This is a genomic window from Bradyrhizobium sp. ERR14 (assembly GCF_014198235.1).
Lineage (GTDB): Bacteria > Pseudomonadota > Alphaproteobacteria > Rhizobiales > Xanthobacteraceae > Bradyrhizobium.
This window is the reverse complement of record NZ_JACIHD010000010.1, coordinates 71,932-92,911: the sequence shown is the minus strand read 5'-3', so window position 1 is coordinate 92,911 and position 20,980 is coordinate 71,932. Positions and strand designations below refer to the sequence as shown.

Genomic DNA, 20,980 nt, shown 5'->3' with positions numbered 1-20,980 from the left:
CTGATGCAGCCAATCAGCTGCGGCGGGCCAGCATCAGAAAGTCTCCGCGCCATCCGATGACCGCCGTTGCCATCGCGGCGATCGCGATCTTGCCGGCCAGCCATGCCGCGGGCTCCGTCGGTATCGAACCGAGCGATCCGATCAGGATTGCGGCCACGACCGCCTGCATGACCAACGGCCAGCGCGGGAACGCCTCGAACCGCAGCGTGGGACCGAGTGCAACCAGGATCGTCGCGAGCGTGGCGACCGCAGCGCAGCCGACCGCCCCCCGCGGCGACAGGCCGGCCGATACCGCGACCAGGGAGAGGGACACAACGATGGCGAGCTGGCAGGCCGCGACGACGACGAGCCTGGTCGCCAGCTTCTCGAGGTGGGGAACGACCGCGATCGTCGCCTGCAGATGGGTGTGCAGGAAATAGAAGGCGGCGACCGTTGGTGCCGTCTCGAGAAAGCCATTCAGGCTCGCCTGCGGCACCAGGATACGGCCGGCATCTGGAATGAATCCAATCAGACCACCGAGTAGCACGAGGGTCGTGCAGATCATGAATTCGAACATCCGCCGCGCCGACTGCACCGATTTTGCGCTGCCTCCGTGCTCGAAGTCGTTGACCACTTCCGGATAGCTCACGGTGTGGATCGCCGCATTGAGAACCCAGAAGGGACGTTGCAGGAGGTCGAGCGCAATCGAAAATCCAGCCCCGGCCCCGGTCGCACCCAGCTGGCCGACGACGATGACACGGAGCAGCACCGGCACCGACAGATGGATGACGGACGCGCCTGCCGCGAGCATGCCGTAGCGGGAGAACTCCTTCCAGTCGGCCAGCATCGTCTGCGGCGAGACGCGCTCCATCGGCGTGCGATAGGCGACAAGGCCGGCGAGGAGGCCGAGGGCGTGACCCGAGGCAATGCCGAGCAGCGCCGCTTCGGCCGTTCCCGAGATCAATGCGCCCGCGGCGGCTCCAATCAGAAGGGCGGTGGCACGCAGCGCGAGCAGAAAGGATGCGATGCCCAGCCGGTCGGACAGGCGGACCGACAGGAAGTAAAGATCCGTCAAGCCCTGGAGCACGGATATGCCGAGACCCAACGCGACGATCCCGGTCGGGAGCACGCTGGCCACAGACGCGCAGCTCCCGACCACGACGAGCGCGGCTGCGCTCGACAGGCCGGCGGCAAATAGCGACCACCTCAGCCGCGCCGCCTCGTTTTCCTTGGCTGCCGCCAGAAACCGCAGTCCGGCCAGCTGCAGCCACTCGAACATCAGGACGCAGAGCAATTGGCTCGAGGCCAGCGCGAGGGAAAAGTTGGTGTAGTCGGCGGCGGGCAGCAGATGGCTGATCGCGAAGATCAGGATGATCGCCGCGGCGCTCTGATAGACGTAGCCCGCCATCGCGAGGAGGCGTGTCATCGCGGAATGAGGCGCTCCTTGCCGACGATCGACGGCCCCTGCGACGCTTCGGCCGTTGCTGCGCGCACGTGCGACATCCGCTGCTCGCGCAATTGTTCATACAGGTTCTTGTATGAAGACAGCACGTCGGAGAATATCCATTTGTTGGTATCCGCGATCAGGCGCCGGCTGATCTCGTCGATCTTGTGCGGATCGGCTGCGACCGCGAGCATGCTCCTGGCCAGGGATTGCGGATCGGCTTCGGTCAGCCAGCCGGTCACGCCGTGCTCGATGACCTCGGGCATGCCGCCAAAGCGCGTGCCGAGCAGCGGCCTGCCCGCAGCCTTGGCATCTGCGACGACGAGCGGACCGGGGTCGTGCCAGATGGAGGGCGCGATCACGACGTCGACCTGCTTGTAGAAATCGTCCGGCACCACGAAGCCCATGAACTCGATTCGCGCATCGGGCGCGAGCGCCCTGAGGCGCCGTTGCTCCTCCTCGCTGACCCGTCCGGCGATCATCATTCGAATCCGATCACGGGGCAGCTGAGCAAGGGCCTGCATCAAATTGTCGATGCCCTTTTCCTCCGTGAGGCGGCCGATGAACCCGAACGTCACTTCCGTGGTGCAGACCGGCCGAGGGTAGGGCTCGCGCGGCGGCTCGGTCGAGGCGTTGCGGATCACGGTGCGGATCGGCGTCTCCGAGAACATGCCCATGTCGGTATGAATGGACAGGACGCGCTCGCTCACGCCGACCACGGCGCTGAGCCAATGCGTGGCGCGCTTGCGATGAAAGCTCAGAATTCCGCAGCTCGTGCAGGTGTGCTCGCAGGATCGCCCATTGTTGAAGCGGGAGCAGCGCGGGCAAGTCAGATAATAGTCGTGAAGCGTATGGAGCACGGGAACGCCGAGCTGCGCGGCAACGCGCCAGATCGCGGTGGTAAGGCCCGACAGATTGTTGGAGTGCAGCACGTCCGGCTTGAAGGCCCGGATGCGCTCCGCGATCAGGGGGGCCTGCATCTGCCAGTCGTCGACCGCGTGCCAGATGCTGCGGAGCGCGACGTTCTTCTGCTCCGTGAAGGGCAGATACACGTTCCGCACCGGAGCGGAGTAGACGTTGATGCCGTCGCAGGTTTCCGGTGCCTGATGAGGCGTGGATGCGGCCCGGATCACTTCCACCTCATCACCGCGCTGCACCAGACCTTCGGCGAAACGACGGGCGAAAATCTCCGCGCCGCCGACGATCTTTGGGGCCTGAGGCGTCGGATAAAGCGTGGACGTCAAAAGAACTTTCATCGCATCAACCTCATATCTGCAAAATCGCGTCTACCGCGCCGGCCTTATCTCCAGGACGGGAACGGCACTGTCATTGGCTGCAATCAAAACCGGTGTGCTCGAAACGGGGATCCAGACCCCGGACGCAGGCCTTGCCGCCTGGTCGCACGGCATCGCAAAGCTTGCGCCTTGTTGATCGCCCTTGAGCCGGATCTCGTAACGTCGGTCCGGGGCCTCGGACCAGACTGCAACTCTGCCGCCGGAAGCCGTCGATGCATTGATCGACACGACGCCGCTGGCGAGCTCGCGTCGCTCGGCACTCAGGCTGGGGCGAATGAAGGCCCAGGCCCCCTGGGCCGCGCAGGCAACCGGCTTTGGCGAATTATCGAAACGATAGAGCCCGAAATTATCCTCCAGCTCCGACGGGTTCTTTCCGCTGTCCTTGAGCTCGTAGAGCCACATGCCCTTGAGCCAGCGTGTCGCGGTCGACGCCCACAGGATGAGCTGAGCCGTATTGTCGGCCTGGGCCTGCTCGCTGACGCCGCACTTGTTGGTGGCCGTGGTCCAGCCCGTCTCGGTGACGTAGATCGGGAAGTCAGGATTTCCGCTGGCCTGGCCGACGAGACGGTGAAACGCCGTGAGCCGATCAATGATCTCGGCCGACGTGCGTTTGCTCGGGCCCATGCAGAAATTGTAGAGATGGATCGAAGCACCGTCCGCATGCTGAAGAATGCCGGTTCGCAGCATCTTCTCCGTCCATGTCCAGCCCGGATCGTCGCCGAGAGCTCCGACCAGGAAAGGCGCATGCGGTGCAACGCGCTTGACCGCCGGCCGCGCGACTTGCGCGAGCGCCAGATAGTTCTCCGGTGAGAACGCCGGATCCTTCTTCGCCGCCAGATTCCATTCGTTCCAGAGTTCGAAGACCGGATGCTGCGCCACGACCGATTGCGCCGCCGCCGCGGCATAATCGGCGAACCGCTGCCGGGCCTCATCGGTGGTCGGCGGTGAGGAATTCGGAACCAGATGATGGCCGAAGGCGAGGATCAGGAGGGGGCGCGCGACGCCGGATTTGACTTGCGCTTCGAGCCGGCCGAGCCTGGGCGTGAAGCCCATCCGGCGTCCCCCGACCTCGAAATCGGACCAGGGAAAGTCATCGCGGAAGGCGTTGAGGCCGAGCTGCTTGATCTGCGCGACGTTTTCCGAAGGAACGTATCCGCGCGCGCTCACCGGGCCACCCAGCCCCTGATGGGTGCCGACGCCCAGCAGGAATCGGGCATCGAGCGGTTGCGCCTGCTGTGCGCAGACGGAGACCGGCAAAAAAATCGATGCCATGATGCCCGCGAGGCGGAAGCTGCCGCGAACCAAGGTGCGTGAGAATATCATCGGCTAGTTCATGCTCGCGCGTGCTGCGTTCGCGGTGACACCCAGTCCGGTCCATGACATCGCCATCGCGATCTCCTGCATCTGCGAGGGCAAGTGTGAACGTCGAGCCATCAGAAATTCTTGGAGAGGTCCGACTGCAGCCCCGCCTTCGCGTCGATCGGTGTCCGGTCGTCATGGAGCAGCTCGGCATAGACCTGCTGCAATTGCCCATGCGTCTTCTGAACGTCATAAAACTGCTTGAACCGGTCGTAACCGCGCTGTCCCAGCACCTTGAGGTCGAGATCGAGTGCTCGCCGGAAACCGTCGACGAGTGGCTGGACCGCGACGGGCTCGCAAAGCACGCCGGTCACGCCATCGACGACGATCTCGGGCAATGCTCCGCTGCGGAACGCCAGGATGGGTTTGGCCGCGCGCATCGCTTCCAGGGCAACGAGGCCGAAGGCTTCCCATCGCGACGGGATCACGACGAGGTCGGCGGCCTCGAGTTGGGTCTCAATGGTCGGGCGATCGAGCCAGCCCAGCAGGGACACGTTGGACGGGACGCTCGGGCCTTCGTACTTGTTGACGACGGAGGCGCCGATCATGCGGATCTCCAGCACGTCCTCGAGCGAGCGTGCTGCTTCGATCAGGAGATCAAAGCCCTTCTGGCGGTCCAGCCGTCCGATGAACAGGACCTTGACCTTTTCGGACGTCCAGTCGGCCGCGACAGGCTGCGGTGTGCGGCTCTTCGAGATGCCGTTATGGACGAGGGTGAGGCGCTCGGCGGGAATCCCAGCGCGGACGGCTTCGTTGAACTCGTCGCTCGAGATGCAGATGATTCGGTCCGACGTGCGGGCAAGGAGGTTCTCCGCCGCTTTCGTCACGAGATGACTGAGGCGGCCGGTCTCGCGTGAAAACGCCCAGCCGTGCGGGCAATAGACGACGCGCGGTCCGTCCGAGCGGGCCGCCAGCGCCGGGCGCAGCACCAGGCCCGCAAACGAGGAATGCAGGTGAACGACATCAGGGCGAAAGGCATCCAGCGCTTGCATGCTTGCGCGCAACATCTGGAATAGCCCAGAGATGCCGCGACCGGATCGTTCGAACGTCGTAATCTGGTTGTCATCGATCGCCGGAAGATCGCGGCGATGATCCGACGGCACGACGTAGTGCACGTTCCCGGTGCCGAAGCTCGCCTGTTGCTGTGGGTGCAACTCGTTCAGGTAGCTGGCAATCCCGCCCCGGATCGTCTCGGCGATGTGCAGCACTTTCATCGTTTGCCTTCCGTAGGGCCGCGTTGGAGAGCCGGACATCCTGTATCCCTGTTCTGAGTTCGCTAGTGTTCGCTAGTGCGAGAGACAGTTCCTCGAATACGTAGCGATATTGGGGCAGCGATGTGGTGATGTTGCGCCAAGCTCTTTGTGCGCATGATTGTCATGGGAAGAACGAAAACTTTTCGTGGAACCATGCGCAGGTGTGCGAGTTGCAGCCAGTTGCAAATCGTTTGTGCGAAAACCGATGCGCGGGATAAGCGAAGTGCATCGAACTTCAAGCAGCGCTGGCAACGTTTGCCGATGGTGCGAGATGATCGAGCAACGACTTCGCCGACTTTTGCCACGAAAAGAACGCAACGCGTTCTTGCTGCCGCCGCCGTTCCTGATCGGAGATGGCGCCGATTGCCAATCTTTCGAGCATCAGCTGCTTCAACGATTCGGCATCATTGGCGTCAAAATACGCAGCGGCGTCGGCACACGTCTCCACGACCGCATCGGCCGTCGAGGCAATGACTGGGCAACCGAAGATCATGGCTTCGAGTGGCGGCACGCCGAAGCCCTCGTACAGCGAGGGAAACACGAATGCCGATGCATGCGCGTAGAGAGCGGCGATCTCGCCGTCCGTCAGACGCCCGGCGAGCAGCAGGCCGGAAACCCCGTCGCCCGAATTGTCTTGAAAGACCTTGCTGTTATCCCCTCCGACGATGACCAGGGGAACGTCGGCTCGATCGAGCAACTGGACAGCGCGGATCGCGATGGAGAGATTCTTGTTCTTGGTCTTCGAGCCCACGAAGAGGAAGAACTTTCGCGGCTGAACGCCGAGCCGGGCAATGATGTCGGGATCCGGCTTCGTCCTGGCGAAGTGTTCGGCGCTATTGGGGAAAACCGGGATCGCCGTTGCTGACAGATTCAGCACCTCGGCAAGCTCTTTGCGCGAAAAGGCCGATACGGTTGCGATGCTTGCGTGCCGGGCGAGCAGCCGGCCCATGGTTCGGTGAACTGCCAGATAGCGCCAGTTGAAGAAGTCGGGCCTGCGAAAGACCTGTGCGTCGTGGATCACCACAATGTGGTCGCGATGGAACACGGGGCCGGAATTGGCGAGACTGATCAAGCGGCCTCCTGCAGCGGCGCGTGCCAGGTCGATTTGATCCCAGGCGTGCCCGCGCAAGCGGCCGACGGCGCGAATCTTGATTCGCTCCAGCTGGAGCTGCTCGCTTGCATCCACGGGCGTCAGCAACTGCCAGTCTGCGTTCCGCAGCGAGGCGGGAGTTTGCTCCGACGCCAAAAGCACGTCGATCGCCTTGACGATCTCGGCGGCATAACGCTGAACGCCGGTGAGCTTTTGCGACAGAAAACGACCGTTGATGAAGAATTTCAATTGGCTACCATAGTGGTTGATCGGAGTCCGGGCCGCCCTGCAGCAAGCAGGCGGGGGACGAACCGCAAAGGAGCAACCGTTAGGTACAGAAATATGACGCAGCCCTGCACGGTGGAGACGTTTCACCTGCATGGCTGACGTTGCCTTGCTGCGTGTGAGGTCGCGGTGTAGATGTCCGCCATGAGTGACGACACCCACTCCCTCCGCAGCGGGGGGCTCACCGCGACCATCAAGGCGCACGGCGCCGAGCTGTGCTCGTTGAAGGACAATGTCACCGAATTCGTCTGGCAGGCCGGGCCGGAATGGCCGCGCCATGCGCCGCTGCTGTTTCCGATCGTGGGGCGCCTCGCCGGGGACGAATTGCGGCACCGGGGCAAGACATACCGGATGACCCAGCACGGCTTTGCGCGCGACAGCCGCTTTGCATGGGCGGAGCGCGGCGAGAGCCGCTGCACGCTGGTGCTCGAAGACAGCGAGACGACCCGCGCGCTCTATCCGTTCGCGTTCCGTCTGACGGCCGCGTATGTCCTCGATGAGGCCGGCCTCGACCTGACGCTCACGATCGCCAACACCGGCAAGGAGACATTGCCAGCCTCGATCGGCGGTCATCCCGCCTTCAACTGGCCGCTCCGGCTCGGAAGCGCGAAAGAGGACTACGCGCTGGCCTTTGCGAAGGTGGAATCCTCTCCCGTCCGCCGACTCGATGGCGGGCTGCTGCGCCCGGCAACGGAGCCGAGCCCAGTCAAAGGTGCCGCGCTCCCCCTGTCGGAATCCCTGTTCGTCGATGACGCCGTCATCTTCGACCGGATCGAAAGCGACGCGGTCCGCTACACCGCGTCCAGCGGCCCCTGGCTCAAAATGTCCTGGCGCGGCTTTCGCGAGCTCGGCGTCTGGTCGAAACCGTCGGGCGCGCCGTTCCTCTGCATCGAGCCCTGGCGTGGCTATGCCAGTCCCGCCGGCTTTGACGGCGAATTCGCGGACAAGCCGGGGCTGATGCATATCGCGCCGGGAGCGGAAGAGCGCTTGTCGTTCCGGATCGAGGTCGGATCGTCCTGAAGCCGAAGGGCGAGCTGAGCGTCGGCCCTCAGACCTCGATGCGCGTGAGATCCTCGCCGAGCACGACCGGCCCCGCATAATCCTGCCTGACATCCGCAAGCAGCGCGTTCAGCATGGCGTCATCCGTGCGCGGCCGGTGATGGGTCAGCGCGAGCTTCTTGACGCCGGCCTTGGCCGCCACCTTGCCGACGGTGTCGCCGCAGGCGATCGTGAATTTCGCAAGGCGGCGGAGATGCTCGTTGTTGATCTCGGGCGTTGCGAGAAAACAGCACTGGACAAGCAAATCGGCGCCCTCGGCCAGCCGATCGAGACCGGGGCAGGGGACCGTGTCGCCGGAGATCGCGATGACCTTCCCCTCCGCCTCGAAGCGGTAGCCGAGACACATCCAGCGCGCCAGGAACGCCGGCGACATGTCGAGGCCGTCGCCGTGCGAGACGAGCTCGGCGCTGATCTTCCAGCGGGCGGTGTCGAGCACGGGTCCGGGAATGATGTCCGTCGCCACGACCGGTTTCCAGCCGCCGAAGGTCGGCTCGCCCTGATCGCGCCAGGCGATGTCCTTGTCGTAGACCTGCGTGACCAGCGTGTCGACGAGCCGCTCGGTATCCGGCGGTCCATAGATGCGCAGATCGTCCTTGCGACCATGCATCCATGAATTTAGCATCACATCGTAGAGATCGCCGATGTGGTCGAAATGGTGATGGGTGAGGAAGACCGTGTTGATGGAGCCGAGCGGAACGCCGGCCTTGCTGAGCTGCACCACGACGCCGCGGCCGGCGTCGAACAGGATGTTCTCGTCGCCGAGCCTGATCAGGGTGGTCGTCGCCATGCGGCGCGGGTCCGGGCGCGGGCCGCCGGTGCCGAGCAGTATGACCTCCATGGCGCCTTCTCCAGCGTGAAGAGTCTCCACAGTAGATTCGGAGGCGGCAGCGAGGCAAGCCGCATCAGGCCCGGAGCGTGCAGCGGGGGACTTAGGGGACGCTGGCCGCGGTCGCGGCAATGGTCGGCGGGACGATTGATCGGTCCGATCCCGCCGAGGTCAGGCGGTGCGCGAGATCCTGCGCGTGCCGTTCGACCAGATGCCAGGTCGCGCGCGCGACGAGATAGCTCAGCGCGGCGGTGACGACATAGGCGATGAGCAGCGAGACCAGCCCGTCCGCGAGCGGCCAGAGCTGATGCAAGCCGTAGATCACCGCGAAGTGCGACAGGTACATCGAATAGGAATTGCGGCCGAGCGCCTCAAGCGGCTGGAAGCGGATGGCAAGCTTGATGCAACCGGCAACCAGTGCGCCGAGCACGAGGTTGATCATGAGATAGTTGAATTCGTGCGAGCCGGTGACGCGGTTGGCAACGAAGGACAGCGCGATGAAGACCGCATAGATCGCGGCGTCCGACCGGGCAAACCCGTCGCGCAGCGCGAAGAACAGCGCGCATCCGACCAGGAAGACCGGAAGCTGGTTCAGGAAGCTGATGTGCAGCGTGGTCCAAACGAATGTCTCGTGGCCGGGGCCGTAATAGGCGGAGAACAGCGCGAAAGCCCACGGCTTGAACAGGCAGACATTGACGAGATGCAGCACGATCGCCAGCGCGAGATAGAGATGGCGGCGCGAGCCGAACGCGGTGATCAGAAGCGGGAAGACGAGATAGAACGTCATCTCGGCCGCGATCGACCAGTCGCCGGGCACGACGCTGTTGACGCTGTCCGGCCAGAAGCCGTGCAGGAACGTCGCGGTGAGGATCACTTGAGCTGGCCCGATGCCGCCAGGCGCATTGGCGCTCGGGCCGGTGCCGTTGATGACGAGGTAGATCGGGATCGCGAGCCAGAATAGCGGCGCGATGCGCAGGAAGCGGCGGATGTAGAACTTCCGCGTCGGACCGGTTTCGACACGTTGCGTCCACATCAGGCACATCGTCATGGCGCTGACGAAGTAGAACACGTTGACGCCGGTCCATCCGCACATGAAGGCGTAATCGACGGCGTGGATATTGGATGGAAACGACTGCGAGACGTGGATGGCCATCACGCCGGCGATGGCCAGGCCGCGCAGGACATCGAGCGTGTGCGAACGGCCGAACGGCGCTATGCTTTGCTCGATTCGACCGGCAGCCAACCGGGCCTGCCCCTGCATCACGCCTGCTCGGTGGTTTCGTATTGTGCAGGCGGGACAATAGAGGTGCAGGTGGGCTTTCCGAAGCCGAAGGCTGTCTTTACGTTAACCGCCGGTTGAGTCCAAAGCTGAATGTGTGGGATCGGCGGCCCCGGGGCCGGCGCAAGGCTCCCAGGGGCCATCCTGCGGTACGATGCGCGGAATGAGAATTGTGGGCCAATTCATACTTAATCCCTGGAGACCATGAGCAATATTGTTTGCGCGTCGCAACGCGCCTAATATTCCAGCAGGCAATTTCGGGGGCTCGAACAAGTCGTGAATGTCCGTTCACATGACAGCGCATTGCGCGGTGACTTGAATTTCCAGGTCGGGTCCCAGGCACACAGGACACCCAAGACCGTGGTTGATCCCGCACTTAAGGAGTTGCGTCCCGCCGGCCGCGAGCGGCTGATCGTCGTCGAGGACGATCCGGTGACGCGGACCATGCTGGTCGGCTATTTCAGCGAGAACAATTTCGACGTGGTCGGCGCCAGTTCCTGCGCGGAGTGCCGCCAGGCGTTGCGCGCTCGAACCGATCTCATCTTCCTCGACGTGCAACTGCCCGATGGTGACGGCTTCGAGCTCGCCAAGGAGATCCAGGCAACCAGCAACGCGGGCATCATCTTCGTGACGCGCCGCGACACCGACGTCGATCGCATCCTCGGCCTCGAGATCGCCGGCGACCACTACGTCACCAAGCCGATCAATCTGCGCGACCTGCTCGCGCGCGCACGCAGCGTGCTGCGGCGACGCTCGCTCGATCGCAAGGCGGCGCGCAACCACAATTCGATCGCGTTCGGCGACTGGATCATCGACCTCACCCGGCGTGAATTGCTCGGCAGCGACGGCAAGCCGGTGGCGCTGACGCGCGCCGAATTCGACCTGCTCGCGGCGCTGGTCGGTGCCGACGGACGGCCGCTCAGCCGCGACTATCTGATCGAGGTCGTCAGCAACCGCCAGGCAGAGGTCGACATCCGCACGGTCGATGCGCTGGTGGCGCGGCTGCGCCGCAAGCTCGTCGGCAGCGGTACGCCCGTGATCGCGACGGTCACCGGCGTCGGCTACAAGCTCGCGCTCAGCGAGCGGCTATAGGGCACTTGTCGTCAGCGCGATGCGACGCGCTTCCATCGCGCTGCGATGCGAGCCTTGATCTGGCTGACCCTGACCTCGTGCGCCGCCCAATAGGCGCGGCTGGCGGCCGCGGTGCCTTGACGATAGCGGGCATAGACGGCTTTGGGTTGCGCAGCCATCTTCGGGCGGCTCGCCGGTTTTGCCGGAGCCGCCGTAGGTGCTGCGGGAGTGGGCCGGGGCGCCGGATTCGGAGCGGCCGCAACCTCGGTCTCAAGAGCCTTCGAATTCATGGCGGCAAGACGGTTGCGGGTCCGATTGCAATAGACCTGCGACCGCGCGGTCATATCTTCTTCGCCATGGCCTGCCCGATACTTCATGAGGGCCCGGCAGAGATCCCCGCCGGCGAGGCGCCAGGCCCGGCTGAGATAAAGTACCCCGTAATGGATGTTGATGTCGGGTTCGGCGAGTTCCGCATCGCTGCCCCGGAAGCCCAGCATCGCCGCCGTCTCGGGCCGCACCTGCATCAGGCCGATCTCGCCGACGCTGCCGATGACGGCCGAATTGTAGCCGCTTTCGACGAACACGACCGCTTCGGCGACATCGGCCGGTAAATTGGTGTTTGCGGTTTCTCGTTCGATGATCTTCCGGATCATGGCCCGGGATGACGGCGTTTCGCCGGCGCCGAGCTCCGTGCCGTCTCCAGCGCGCGCACAGATCGGGGCCGACAACAGCAGGACGACCGCCACGTGTCTCCACGTCACGCCGAGATTGAAGCCTGCCCGATCCCACAGCATCGGTCCGTCATAGAGCTCCGGAGTTAATAAACCGGCCTCCGCTGCGGCAACTAGCGCGCGCGGGCGCTCTGATCGGTGGACGTCGCTTGCGCAGGTTCAGCCAGCCGGTCGTCGATCGCATAGAGCGTGCAGGTCGGCGACCATTTCATGCAGGCCGCCAGCGACTCGCGCCGGGCGTCGTCGGCCGTGATGTGCCCCGAGCGCCAGCCGTAGCCGCCATTCGGCGACACCGCGAACGCCTTGTGCGGCAGCATGCTGGCGAGATAGCGCGCGAACTCGGCCCGCGCGGCCTCATTGAGCTGGCGCGGCGGCGGTAGCGGATCGGGCGGGCTCAGGATGTCACGGCTAACAAGGCTGCGCTCGCGCAGGAAAGCGTCGACATAGGGCGTCCATTGCGCACGGCTCGTCACCGAATAGAGGTAGTGGCCGTCGTCACCGAACGGCGGCGCCGCGATGAATTTTGCATTGCCGCCACTGGTGCGAAATCCGTCATGGAGGCGGCGCGCGAGGTCGGGGCCGAAATAGGAATCGTTGATCGCATAGACCCACAGCGTCGTTACGCGCGAGGTCTTGCCGAAGGTGGCGAAGGCCTGCACCAGCCCATCGGGATTGCAGACGTCGTTGTCGTCGCGCGAGCCGCGGCCGCCGGCGAAGTTGATCGCGGCGACGAGACCGGCCGGCGCCTGCGCAGTGAGCGCGATCGTGGCGAGCCCGCCGGCGGAATGGCCGGCCGCGATCATGCCCGTTGTTGTGACGTCAGGGCGGCGCGCCATCGCATCGATCGCGGCCCGTAAGTCGGCAACCGCGACCGCGACTGCGGGCAGATAAGCGGCTTTCGCGCAGCCGCCGACGCTGTCGACGCGCCCGCCGGGCGAGCTGCCGTAGCCGCGCCGCATCACGATCAGCGCGGCAAAGCCGCGCCGGGCATATTCCAGCGCAATGCCGTAATATTTGTGCGCGGACATCGTCGCGCGGTCGTCGAAGCTGCGCGGCGAGCCGTGGCTGAGCAGCGCCAGCGGATAGCGCTTCGTCCCGGCCGGGCGGACCAGGAAGGCCTCGAGCCCCTGCGGCCCGGCCTCCGTCATGGGGATGCGGAGATCCTCGGTGTAGAACTCCGCGGCCACCGCAGACGACGGCCCGTCCGCCGGGATCAGCCAGGCGATCAGCAGAGGGAGCAGCTTGCGCAGGACAGCCATGAGGCGATTCGAACAGCCGGAAGGCCTCGACCATAGCACGATCCCGCAATTTGCATTGCGGTGCCTACGTGCACGACGCGCGGCGCTAGCGCCCGGTGGATGCGCCAGAGGTGTCCGTGGTGTCGCTACGGAGCTCCCGCTCGAACCGGCGCCTCACCTTGGCGAGGTCATGATCCACGGCTGCGTTGCGCAGCATCGGGTTGCGTTCGACGCCGGTTTGCTCGACGTATCCGGGAGACGATAGCACCAAGGAACTGGCGAGCAGCAGGGCCGTTGCGAGAATGGTCATGTCCCCATTCATGGACCCAAATGCGGCCATTTGTTGCCGGCGTCGGCCGATGGCTTTTGAGTTGGCGTGTGCAAGCCCAATGCTATGGTGCGGCAGGGCCTCAATTTGACAACGACGAGGATAGTTCAGTGGCTGATGTTCATCCCGCGGCGGGCAAGCAGGCTTCGCCGGACGCGCTCACCAATATTCCGCGGCTGGTGACGGCCTATTTTGCCGGCAAGCCCGATGTCACAGATCCCGCGCAGCGCGTGGCGTTCGGCACCTCCGGCCATCGCGGCACCTCGTTCAAGAACACTTTCAACGAAGGCCACATCCTCGCGACCACGCAGGCGATCTGCGACTACAGGCGGGAAAAGGGCCTGACCGGACCGCTGTTCATCGGCATCGACACTCACGCGCTGGCCGAGCCGGCACTGGTCAGCGCCGTCGAGGTGTTCGCCGCCAACGGCGTCGACATCATGATCGACAAGGACGGCGGCTACACGCCGACGCCGGTGATCTCGCACGCGATCCTCACTTACAACAAGGGCCGCACCAGCGGCCTTGCCGACGGCGTCGTCATCACGCCCTCGCACAATCCGCCGGAGGATGGCGGCTACAAATACAATCCGCCGCATGGCGGCCCGGCCGACACGGATGTCACGGGCGTGGTCGAAAAGCGCGCCAATGCCTATCTCGCCGACGGCCTCAAGGGCGTGAAGCGCATCGACTATGCCAAGGCGCTGAAGACTTCGAACGTCCATGCCTATGACTTCGTCACGCCCTACGTCGCCGATCTCGGCAATGTCGTCGATCTCGACCTCGTCAAATCCGCCGGCATCAAGATCGGCATCGATCCGCTCGGCGGCGCCGCCGTGCATTACTGGCATCCAATCATCGAGCGTTACGGCCTGAAGGCCACCGTGGTGAACGAGGCGATCGACCCGACCTTCCGTTTCATGACGGTGGACTGGGATGGCAAGATCCGCATGGACTGCTCATCGCCTTATGCGATGGCGAGTCTGATCGGGATGCGCGACCGCTTCGACGTCGCCTTTGCCAACGACACCGACGCCGATCGCCACGGCATCGTGACGCGCACCGGCGGCCTGATGAATCCGAACCATTATCTCGCGACCGCGATCTCTTATCTGTTCGCGCACCGCCCGAACTGGAGCCGGGATGCCGCGATCGGCAAGACCGTGGTGTCGAGCTCGATCATCGACCGCGTCGCCAAGAAGCTCGGCCGCAAGCTGGTCGAGACGCCGGTCGGCTTCAAATGGTTCGTCGACGGCCTCCTCACCGGCGGCTTCGGTTTCGGCGGCGAGGAGAGTGCGGGCGCCTCGTTCCTGCGCCGCGACGGCGGGGTTTGGACCACCGACAAGGATGGCGTCATCCTTGGCTTGCTCGCCGCCGAGATCATGGCCAAGACCGGCCGCGATCCCAGCCAGCTCTTCAATGATTTGACCGCCGAGTTCGGCGTGCCGCATTACGCCCGCATCGACGTCGCCGCGACCGGGCCGCAGAAGAACATTTTGAAGTCCGTCACGCCCGAGCAGCTCGGCCTGAAGGATCTCGCCGGCGACCCCGTCCGCTCAACGCTGAGCAAGGCGCCCGGCAACGGCCAGCCGTTTGGCGGCATCAAGGTCGAGACTGACTACGGCTGGTTCGCCGCGCGGCCGTCAGGGACCGAGGATGTCTACAAGATCTACGCCGAGAGTTTCCGCAGCACCGAGCACCTGACGCGGATTCAGGAAGAGGCCAAGGCGGGACTGGCGAAGGTGTTCGGCGCTTAAGGGTCCGAACGCTTACGGCTCTCGCTGCTGCCCGCGGGGATACCTCTGCCGCTCCGAAGCGGACCGCTTGCCGCATCCACCGCTGTCATCACCCGCGAAAGCGGGTGATCCAGTACGCCGCGGCTCCAGTTGTGTGAGTCTCATGCCCGCTGCGGAGTACTGGATTCCCCGCTTTCGCGGGGAATGACCGCCACCTTGTCTGTATACATCAAAACACATAAAGGTACTTTAGTACGGCAAAATTGCAGCTTGAACCTTTCTGCGCGTGCGCTATTGTATACATAACGTATTCATAAGCCGTGGGAGTGAGACCAATGACAAAGCCCTTCCCGATGAACGCCTGGTACGCCGCGGCCTGGGACGCGGACGTGAAAGCTGCGCTGCTGCCGCGAACGATCTGCGGCAAGCATGTCGTGATGTACCGGAAGGCCGACGGCTCGGTCGCGGCGCTTGAGGATGCCTGCTGGCACCGCTTGGTGCCGCTGTCCAAGGGCCGGCTCGAAGGCGACACCGTCGTCTGCGGCTACCACGGCCTCAAATACAATGCACAGGGACGCTGCACCTTCATGCCCTCGCAGGAGACCATCAATCCGTCGGCCTGCGTCCGCGCCTATCCCGTGGTCGAGCGCCACCGCTACATCTGGCTCTGGATGGGCGATCCCGCGCTGGCCGATCCCGCGCTGGTCCCCGACATGCACTGGAATCACGATCCGGCCTGGGCCGGCGACGGCAAGACCATCCACGTCAAATGCGACTATCGCCTCGTGCTCGACAATCTCATGGATCTCACCCACGAGACCTTCGTGCACGGCTCCTCCATCGGCAACGAGGCGGTGGCGGAGGCGCCGTTCGACGTCACCCATGGTGAGAAGACGGTCACGGTGACGCGCTGGATGCGGAACATCGAGCCGCCGCCGTTCTGGGCGAAACAACTCGGCAAGTCCGGCCCCGTCGATCGCTGGCAGATCATCCGTTTCGAGGCTCCCTGCACCATCGCGATCGACGTCGGCGTGGCGCCCACAGGCACCGGCGCGCCGGAAGGCGACCGCTCGCAGGGCGTCAACGGCTTCGTGCTCAACACCATCACGCCGGAGACCGAGAAGACCTGCCACTATTTCTGGGCCTTCGTGCGCAACTATCAGATCGGTGAGCAGCGCATCACCTCCGAGATCCGCGAGGGCGTTTCCGGCATCTTCCACGAGGACGAGCTGATCCTCGAGGCGCAGCAGCGCGCCATGGATGAGAACCCCGATCGCATCTTCTATAACCTCAACATCGACGCCGGCGCGATGTGGACGCGCAAGCTGATCGACAGGATGGTGGCCAAGGAAAACGGGCCGCAGCACCTTCAGGCGGCGGAGTAGATCATGGCCGAACGTGAGGTCGACCGCTCCGTCTCGCAGACTGTGAAGGCGCAGCTTGCGCTGCGCGACCAGATCCTGTCCGGCTCCCTACGTCCGGGCGAGCGCATCTCCGAGCTCCAGGCGGTAGAGACCACCGGAGCCTCGCGCACCCCCGTGCGCATGGCGCTGGTGCGACTGGAGGAGGAAGGCCTGCTGGAGGCGATCCCGTCCGGCGGCTTCATGGTGAAGGCGTTTTCGGAGCGCGACATCTCCGATTCCATCGAGCTGCGCGGCACGCTGGAAGGGCTCGCTGCGCGCTTCGCCGCCGAGCGCGGCGTCTCCGCGCGCGAGCTGGAGCCGCTCAAGGAGTGCCTTGCCGCGATCGACGAACTGCTGCGGCAAGTGCCGATCTCGATCGAGGCGTTCTCGTCCTATGTCACGCTGAACGCGCGCTTTCACGCCCTGCTCACGGAATTGTCGCGCAGCCCACCCTTGATCCGCCAGATTGACCGCGCCTCGGCGCTGCCGTTCGCATCCCCGAGCGGCTTCGTGATGGCGCAATCGGCGCTGCCCGAGGCGCAGCAGATCCTGATCATCGGGCAGGAGCACCACCGTGTCGTGATCGACGCCATCGAGAACCGCGAAGGCTCGCGTGCCGAAGCCGTCATGCGCGAGCATGCGCGGCTGGCGGTGCGCAATCTGCGCCTCGCGCTGCGCAACCGCACCCATCTCGACCTCTTGCCGGCGCTCGCACTGATCAAGACCACAACCGATTGAGGGCAGTCATCATGCGCTTCATCGAAACCTGGATTCCGGCAACGCTCGTTTCGACGCGCGATCTTGCCCCCGGCATCCGCGAATTCCTGATCCGGCCGGATCAGTTCGACGCCGCCGCCTATCCGGTCGGCAGCCACATCAATGTCAGCGTGACCATCGACGGCCTGCCGGAGACGCGGTCCTATTCGCTGGTCGGCGAAGCCATCTCGACCGGCTTCAAGATCGCGGTGCGCCGTGCCGATGATTCCCGCGGCGGCTCGCGCTACATGTGGCAGCTCGCGCCGGGCGCGCGGCTCGACATCACGCAGCCCGCTTCGCTGCTTGCGGTGGACTGGTCCCGTGAAAATTATTGCCTGATCGCCGGCGGCATCGGCATCACGCCGATCCTCGGCGCCGCGCAGGCGCTGGCGCGGCGCGGGGCTGACGTCACGCTGCATTATGCGGTGCGCTCGCGCGGCGAGGCTGCCTATCTCGACGATCTCGCCGGAATTCTCGGCGATCGCCTGGTCGTTCATGCCAGCGATGAAGGCAAACGGCTCGACCTCGATGCGGTGTTCGCGTCATTGCCGCAAGGCACGCTGTCGCTGTTCTGCGGCCCGATGCGCATGCTCGATGCCGCACGCCACGCCTGGATCGGCGCGGGCCATCCGCTGCCCGATCTCCGCTACGAGACCTTCGGCTCCAGCGGCACGCTGCCGACCGAGACGTTTCGCGTGCGCCTGAAGGGCTCCGATGTCGAGCTCGAAATCCCGCGCGAGCGCTCGATGCTGGACGTGCTCAACGCCAGCGGTCACGACGTGATGTACGACTGCAAGCGCGGCGAATGCGGCCTGTGCGCCATCGACGTGGTCGAGGTCGACGGCGAGATCGACCATCGCGACGTCTTCTTCAGCGACCATCAGAAGCAAAGCAACCAGAAGATCTGCGCCTGCGTCTCCCGCGCGCGGGGCACCATCACGGTGGATACCTTGCTGCGGGCGGATGCGGTTTGAGGGAATGGCTTAGGGAAGTCGGGCGGCAGGCTCCCCAACCTCTCCCGCTTGCGGGGGAGGTCGGCGCGAAGCGCCGGGTGGGGGCTTTCTCCTCTAGGGGAGTGTCCCGTTGCGGAGACACCCTCTCCCCAACCTTCCCCCGCAAGCGGGGGAGGGGCTCACCTCCCTCATTGCCTGCACTCAGGATCTACCGCAAACTACGCCGCAAATGTCGCCCGAAGCTTCTTCCTGTCCAGCAGCGCCAGCACGCCATCCACCGACACCGGCCGGCTGATCAGATAGCCCTGGACCTCGTCGCAACTGATCTGCCTGAGATAGTCGAGCTGGTCGGCGGTCTCGACGCCTTCTGCGACGACGGCGATGCGCAGGTCGCGCGCGAGCGAGATCACCGACTTGACGATGGCGGCACAGTCCGGCTGCACCAGCATGTCGCGGATGAAGGACTGGTCGATCTTGATGCGGCTGAACGGCAGCTTGCGCAAATAGGTGAGGGAGGAGAAACCCGTCCCGAAATCGTCCAGCGCGACCGTGACGCCGAGCTGCAGCAGCGCGTTCAGAACCGGCTCGGCCGAGCCGTATTTCGACAGCAGCATCGATTCCGTGATCTCGATCTCGAGCCGGTGCGGCGCGATCTTCGCGTCCGCCAGCGCCTGCACGATGATCTGGAGGATGCCGGCGTTATGAAACTGCGCGGCCGAGAAGTTGACGGCGACCCTGATCTCGTCCGGCCACTCGGCAACCGTCGCGCAGGCGCGGCGGACGACCCATTCGCCGATCTCGTGGATCAGCCCGGTCTCTTCCGCAATCGGGATGAATTCGCTCGGCGGCACCAGTCCGCGCTCAGGATGTTGCCAGCGCAGCAGCGCCTCGAAACCGGTGATCCGGCTTTGGTCGAGATCGAGGAACGGCTGGAACACGAGGAACAGCTCGTCTCGCGCGATCGCGCCCTCGAGGTCGGATTGCAGCGCCTTGCGATCGCGTGACACCCTGTCGTCGCTGGCCTCAAAGAAGCGGATCGTGCCAGGTCCCACCTTCTTGGCGCGGTAGAGTGCGGCATCGGCATTCTTCATGACGTCAAGCGGTGTAGTGCCGTCGCGCGGCGCCAGCACGATGCCGACGCTGGTCGCGCCCCCGATCTGGCGGCCCTCGATGCGGAACGGTTCAGTGAAGGCCGCGACGAAGCGTTCGGCGATTTCGAGGGCATCCTCGGGACGCGCCAGATTGGCCATCACCAGCGCGAACTCGTCGCCGCCGATGCGCGCGACATGCTCGGCGGCGCGCGTGCAGCGTCGCAGGCGGCTTGCGACCTGGACCAGGAATTCGTCGCCGGCGGGATGGCCGAACTTGTCGTTGACCTCCTTGAAGCGATCGAGATCGAGCAGCAGCACCGCAAACTCTTCGCCGGACAATGCCAGTCGCTTGAGCGCGGCCTCGAGCGTCTCGTTGAAGGCGACGCGGTTGGGCAGGTGGGTCAGAGGGTCCAGCCGCACCGTGCGCTCCGCCTCGATCTGCCGCATCACGCGCCGCGCGAACGAGAAGGAATTGACGAACACGCCGCGGATCAGCACGCTGCCATAGACCACGACGAGGAAGGCGATCAGCAGAAAGGCCAGATCGCCGTTCCTGCCGAGGCAGATCGCGATCCCGACGAAGATCGGGGCCGTAAAGGCGATCGCTGCGATCGGGATGGTGGCGAAGGCGAGCGCGCCGCCGGCCAGCATGCCCGAGCACAGGCAGGTGATGACGAGCTGGCCGCCGGTCGAAGCATTGTCGAAGAAGGCGACGGGGACGATGCCCCAGGCGGTGCCGAGGACGAAGGCGTTGCGCACCAGCCGGTGCATGGCGTGGCGCGAGACGAATTGCGGCTTGGTGATGCGGCGCGCCGCGCGGGATTGCAGGCCGAATGCGATCGCGGCGCTGGCGACGGCGGCGGCCCAGATCAGGGCGGATATCCTGTCCGGCGATTGCCAAAGCGCAATGGCGAGCACGATGGCGTTGCAGGCATTGGCGAGCATGATGCCGACCGAATAGCCGAGCACCAGCGACATCTGCTCGGCGCGGATATGGCCGGCCACGGCTTCGTCGGTTGCGGGACCGCCAAAGGCCGATAAATCGCCCGCGAACAGCCGCGCGACATAGCTGGTCGTTTGAGTCCGCATTTCAGAGCCTAGCAGGACGGGCCGTTGGTCGGCTCCTTCAGGGAAATTCGCCGCAAACCTTTGACGAACTATGAATTATCCCTGACTGCGGCGCTCGCCGCGACCACTTCTGCGTGTTCGTGACGTGATATCGATAACAAATCGATACAAATGCAGACTTCGGATTACGGCTGTAACGAGAGAAGGGCGCTCCCCACTAGCTCGCCGTCATGCCCCGGCTTGACCGGGGCATCCAGTACGCCGCGGCCTATCGAGGAATCACAACCGTCTCTGGAATACTCGATCGCCCGGTCAAGCCGGGCGATGACACCTGTGTGGAGAGACGTCGTCACCGCCCCAGCTGCTTCGGATCGTAATAGAACCGCTCTTCGATCAGCTTGTCGCCGCGCCAGGTTTGCCACGCGATCTCGTCCAGCGTTCGTGAGACACCCTCTGCGTTGGTGAAGCTGAACGTCCAGCGCGTCGCCACGTGGTCGCCGTCGATCAGGCTCGGTCCGATGCGGACGGCCCTGACCTCTTTCGAGGCCGCCAGCACGGCACGCTCCTTGGCGACGAGCTTGTCACGGCCGATCGTCGGGGCGCCGTTGTTCTCATAGGTCGCGGCGTCGGGCGTGCAGAACTGCTCGATCGCGCCGATGAAATCCCCGGCCTCCAGCCGCTGCGCAAAAGCTTCGACGACATCACGGCTCGGCATGGCAAACCTCGCGATTAAAAC

At 64.6% G+C, this 20,980-nt stretch carries 18 protein-coding genes; 6 read left to right on the top strand and 12 right to left on the bottom strand.

Going from position 1 to position 20,980, the window contains the following annotated elements; genetic code table 11:
• Positions 1 to 13: 13 nt before the first annotated feature.
• From GGD62_RS25755 to GGD62_RS25735, 5 genes are all read right to left on the bottom strand, one after another.
• The gene (locus GGD62_RS25755) at positions 14 to 1,405 is read right to left on the bottom strand and encodes a hypothetical protein (RefSeq protein ID WP_183710876.1); all 1,392 of its coding nucleotides are present in this window, start codon (positions 1,403 to 1,405) and stop codon (positions 14 to 16) included.
• Entirely contained in the window at positions 1,402 to 2,679 is a 1,278-nt protein-coding gene (locus tag GGD62_RS25750; protein WP_018323207.1) for a glycosyltransferase family 4 protein, read from the bottom strand. Before GGD62_RS25750 ends, GGD62_RS25755 begins: the two co-directional genes overlap by 4 nt.
• Before the next feature lie 30 nt (positions 2,680 to 2,709).
• The gene (locus tag GGD62_RS25745) at positions 2,710 to 3,990 is read right to left on the bottom strand and encodes a hypothetical protein (RefSeq protein ID WP_246783443.1); all 1,281 of its coding nucleotides are present in this window, start codon (positions 3,988 to 3,990) and stop codon (positions 2,710 to 2,712) included.
• Between the two features lie 161 nt (positions 3,991 to 4,151).
• Positions 4,152 to 5,291 (bottom strand): glycosyltransferase, encoded by a 1,140-nt coding sequence (locus GGD62_RS25740; RefSeq protein WP_183710875.1) that lies wholly within the window; start codon positions 5,289 to 5,291, stop codon positions 4,152 to 4,154.
• A 274-nt stretch (positions 5,292 to 5,565) separates the two neighbouring features.
• The gene (locus GGD62_RS25735) at positions 5,566 to 6,669 is read right to left on the bottom strand and encodes a glycosyltransferase family 1 protein (RefSeq protein WP_018323211.1); all 1,104 of its coding nucleotides are present in this window, start codon (positions 6,667 to 6,669) and stop codon (positions 5,566 to 5,568) included.
• A 180-nt stretch (positions 6,670 to 6,849) separates the two neighbouring features.
• On the opposite strand from GGD62_RS25735, the gene GGD62_RS25730 reads away from it, so the two are divergent.
• On the top strand, positions 6,850 to 7,725 hold the full coding sequence (locus tag GGD62_RS25730) for an aldose 1-epimerase family protein (protein ID WP_179737055.1): 876 nt from the start codon (positions 6,850 to 6,852) through the stop codon (positions 7,723 to 7,725).
• Between the two features lie 28 nt (positions 7,726 to 7,753).
• Here the strand turns inward: GGD62_RS25730 and GGD62_RS25725 are convergent, their stop codons facing one another.
• Positions 7,754 to 8,602: an MBL fold metallo-hydrolase gene (locus GGD62_RS25725; protein ID WP_183710874.1), complete on the bottom strand. Its 849-nt coding sequence runs from the start codon at positions 8,600 to 8,602 to the stop codon at positions 7,754 to 7,756.
• Positions 8,603 to 8,693: 91 nt separating this feature from the next.
• Positions 8,694 to 9,851: an acyltransferase gene (locus GGD62_RS25720; protein ID WP_183710873.1), complete on the bottom strand. Its 1,158-nt coding sequence runs from the start codon at positions 9,849 to 9,851 to the stop codon at positions 8,694 to 8,696.
• 294 nt (positions 9,852 to 10,145) lie between these two features.
• On the opposite strand from GGD62_RS25720, the gene GGD62_RS25715 reads away from it, so the two are divergent.
• A complete protein-coding gene (locus GGD62_RS25715; RefSeq protein WP_038951059.1) occupies positions 10,146 to 10,961 on the top strand; it encodes a response regulator transcription factor in 816 nt (271 codons plus the stop codon).
• An 11-nt stretch (positions 10,962 to 10,972) separates the two neighbouring features.
• Here GGD62_RS25715 and GGD62_RS25710 read toward each other — a convergent pair whose 3' ends face one another.
• From GGD62_RS25710 to GGD62_RS25700, 3 genes are all read right to left on the bottom strand, one after another.
• On the bottom strand, positions 10,973 to 11,734 hold the full coding sequence (locus GGD62_RS25710; RefSeq protein ID WP_183710871.1) for a transglycosylase SLT domain-containing protein: 762 nt from the start codon (positions 11,732 to 11,734) through the stop codon (positions 10,973 to 10,975).
• 50 nt (positions 11,735 to 11,784) lie between these two features.
• On the bottom strand, positions 11,785 to 12,930 hold the full coding sequence (locus GGD62_RS25705; RefSeq protein WP_183710868.1) for a S9 family peptidase: 1,146 nt from the start codon (positions 12,928 to 12,930) through the stop codon (positions 11,785 to 11,787).
• An 85-nt stretch (positions 12,931 to 13,015) separates the two neighbouring features.
• Entirely contained in the window at positions 13,016 to 13,219 is a 204-nt protein-coding gene (locus GGD62_RS25700) for a hypothetical protein (protein ID WP_143109112.1), read from the bottom strand.
• A gap of 128 nt (positions 13,220 to 13,347) precedes the next feature.
• Between GGD62_RS25700 and pgm the strand changes: the two genes are divergently transcribed.
• From pgm to GGD62_RS25680, 4 genes are all read left to right on the top strand, one after another.
• On the top strand, positions 13,348 to 14,994 hold the full coding sequence (gene pgm, locus GGD62_RS25695) for a phosphoglucomutase (alpha-D-glucose-1,6-bisphosphate-dependent) (RefSeq protein WP_183710866.1): 1,647 nt from the start codon (positions 13,348 to 13,350) through the stop codon (positions 14,992 to 14,994).
• A gap of 314 nt (positions 14,995 to 15,308) precedes the next feature.
• Positions 15,309 to 16,358: an aromatic ring-hydroxylating dioxygenase subunit alpha gene (locus GGD62_RS25690; RefSeq protein WP_018323220.1), complete on the top strand. Its 1,050-nt coding sequence runs from the start codon at positions 15,309 to 15,311 to the stop codon at positions 16,356 to 16,358.
• A gap of 3 nt (positions 16,359 to 16,361) precedes the next feature.
• The gene (locus GGD62_RS25685; RefSeq protein WP_183710864.1) at positions 16,362 to 17,114 is read left to right on the top strand and encodes a GntR family transcriptional regulator; all 753 of its coding nucleotides are present in this window, start codon (positions 16,362 to 16,364) and stop codon (positions 17,112 to 17,114) included.
• 11 nt (positions 17,115 to 17,125) lie between these two features.
• The gene (locus tag GGD62_RS25680) at positions 17,126 to 18,106 is read left to right on the top strand and encodes a PDR/VanB family oxidoreductase (protein WP_183710862.1); all 981 of its coding nucleotides are present in this window, start codon (positions 17,126 to 17,128) and stop codon (positions 18,104 to 18,106) included.
• 197 nt (positions 18,107 to 18,303) lie between these two features.
• Here GGD62_RS25680 and GGD62_RS25675 read toward each other — a convergent pair whose 3' ends face one another.
• Together GGD62_RS25675 and GGD62_RS25670 are read right to left on the bottom strand one after the other, a co-directional pair.
• Positions 18,304 to 20,265, bottom strand: a complete 1,962-nt coding sequence (locus tag GGD62_RS25675) for a bifunctional diguanylate cyclase/phosphodiesterase (RefSeq protein ID WP_183710860.1) — start codon at positions 20,263 to 20,265, stop codon at positions 18,304 to 18,306.
• 328 nt (positions 20,266 to 20,593) lie between these two features.
• Positions 20,594 to 20,959, bottom strand: coding sequence for a nuclear transport factor 2 family protein (locus tag GGD62_RS25670; RefSeq protein WP_018323224.1), 366 nt, complete (start codon positions 20,957 to 20,959; stop codon positions 20,594 to 20,596).
• Between the last annotated feature and the right edge of the window lie 21 nt (positions 20,960 to 20,980).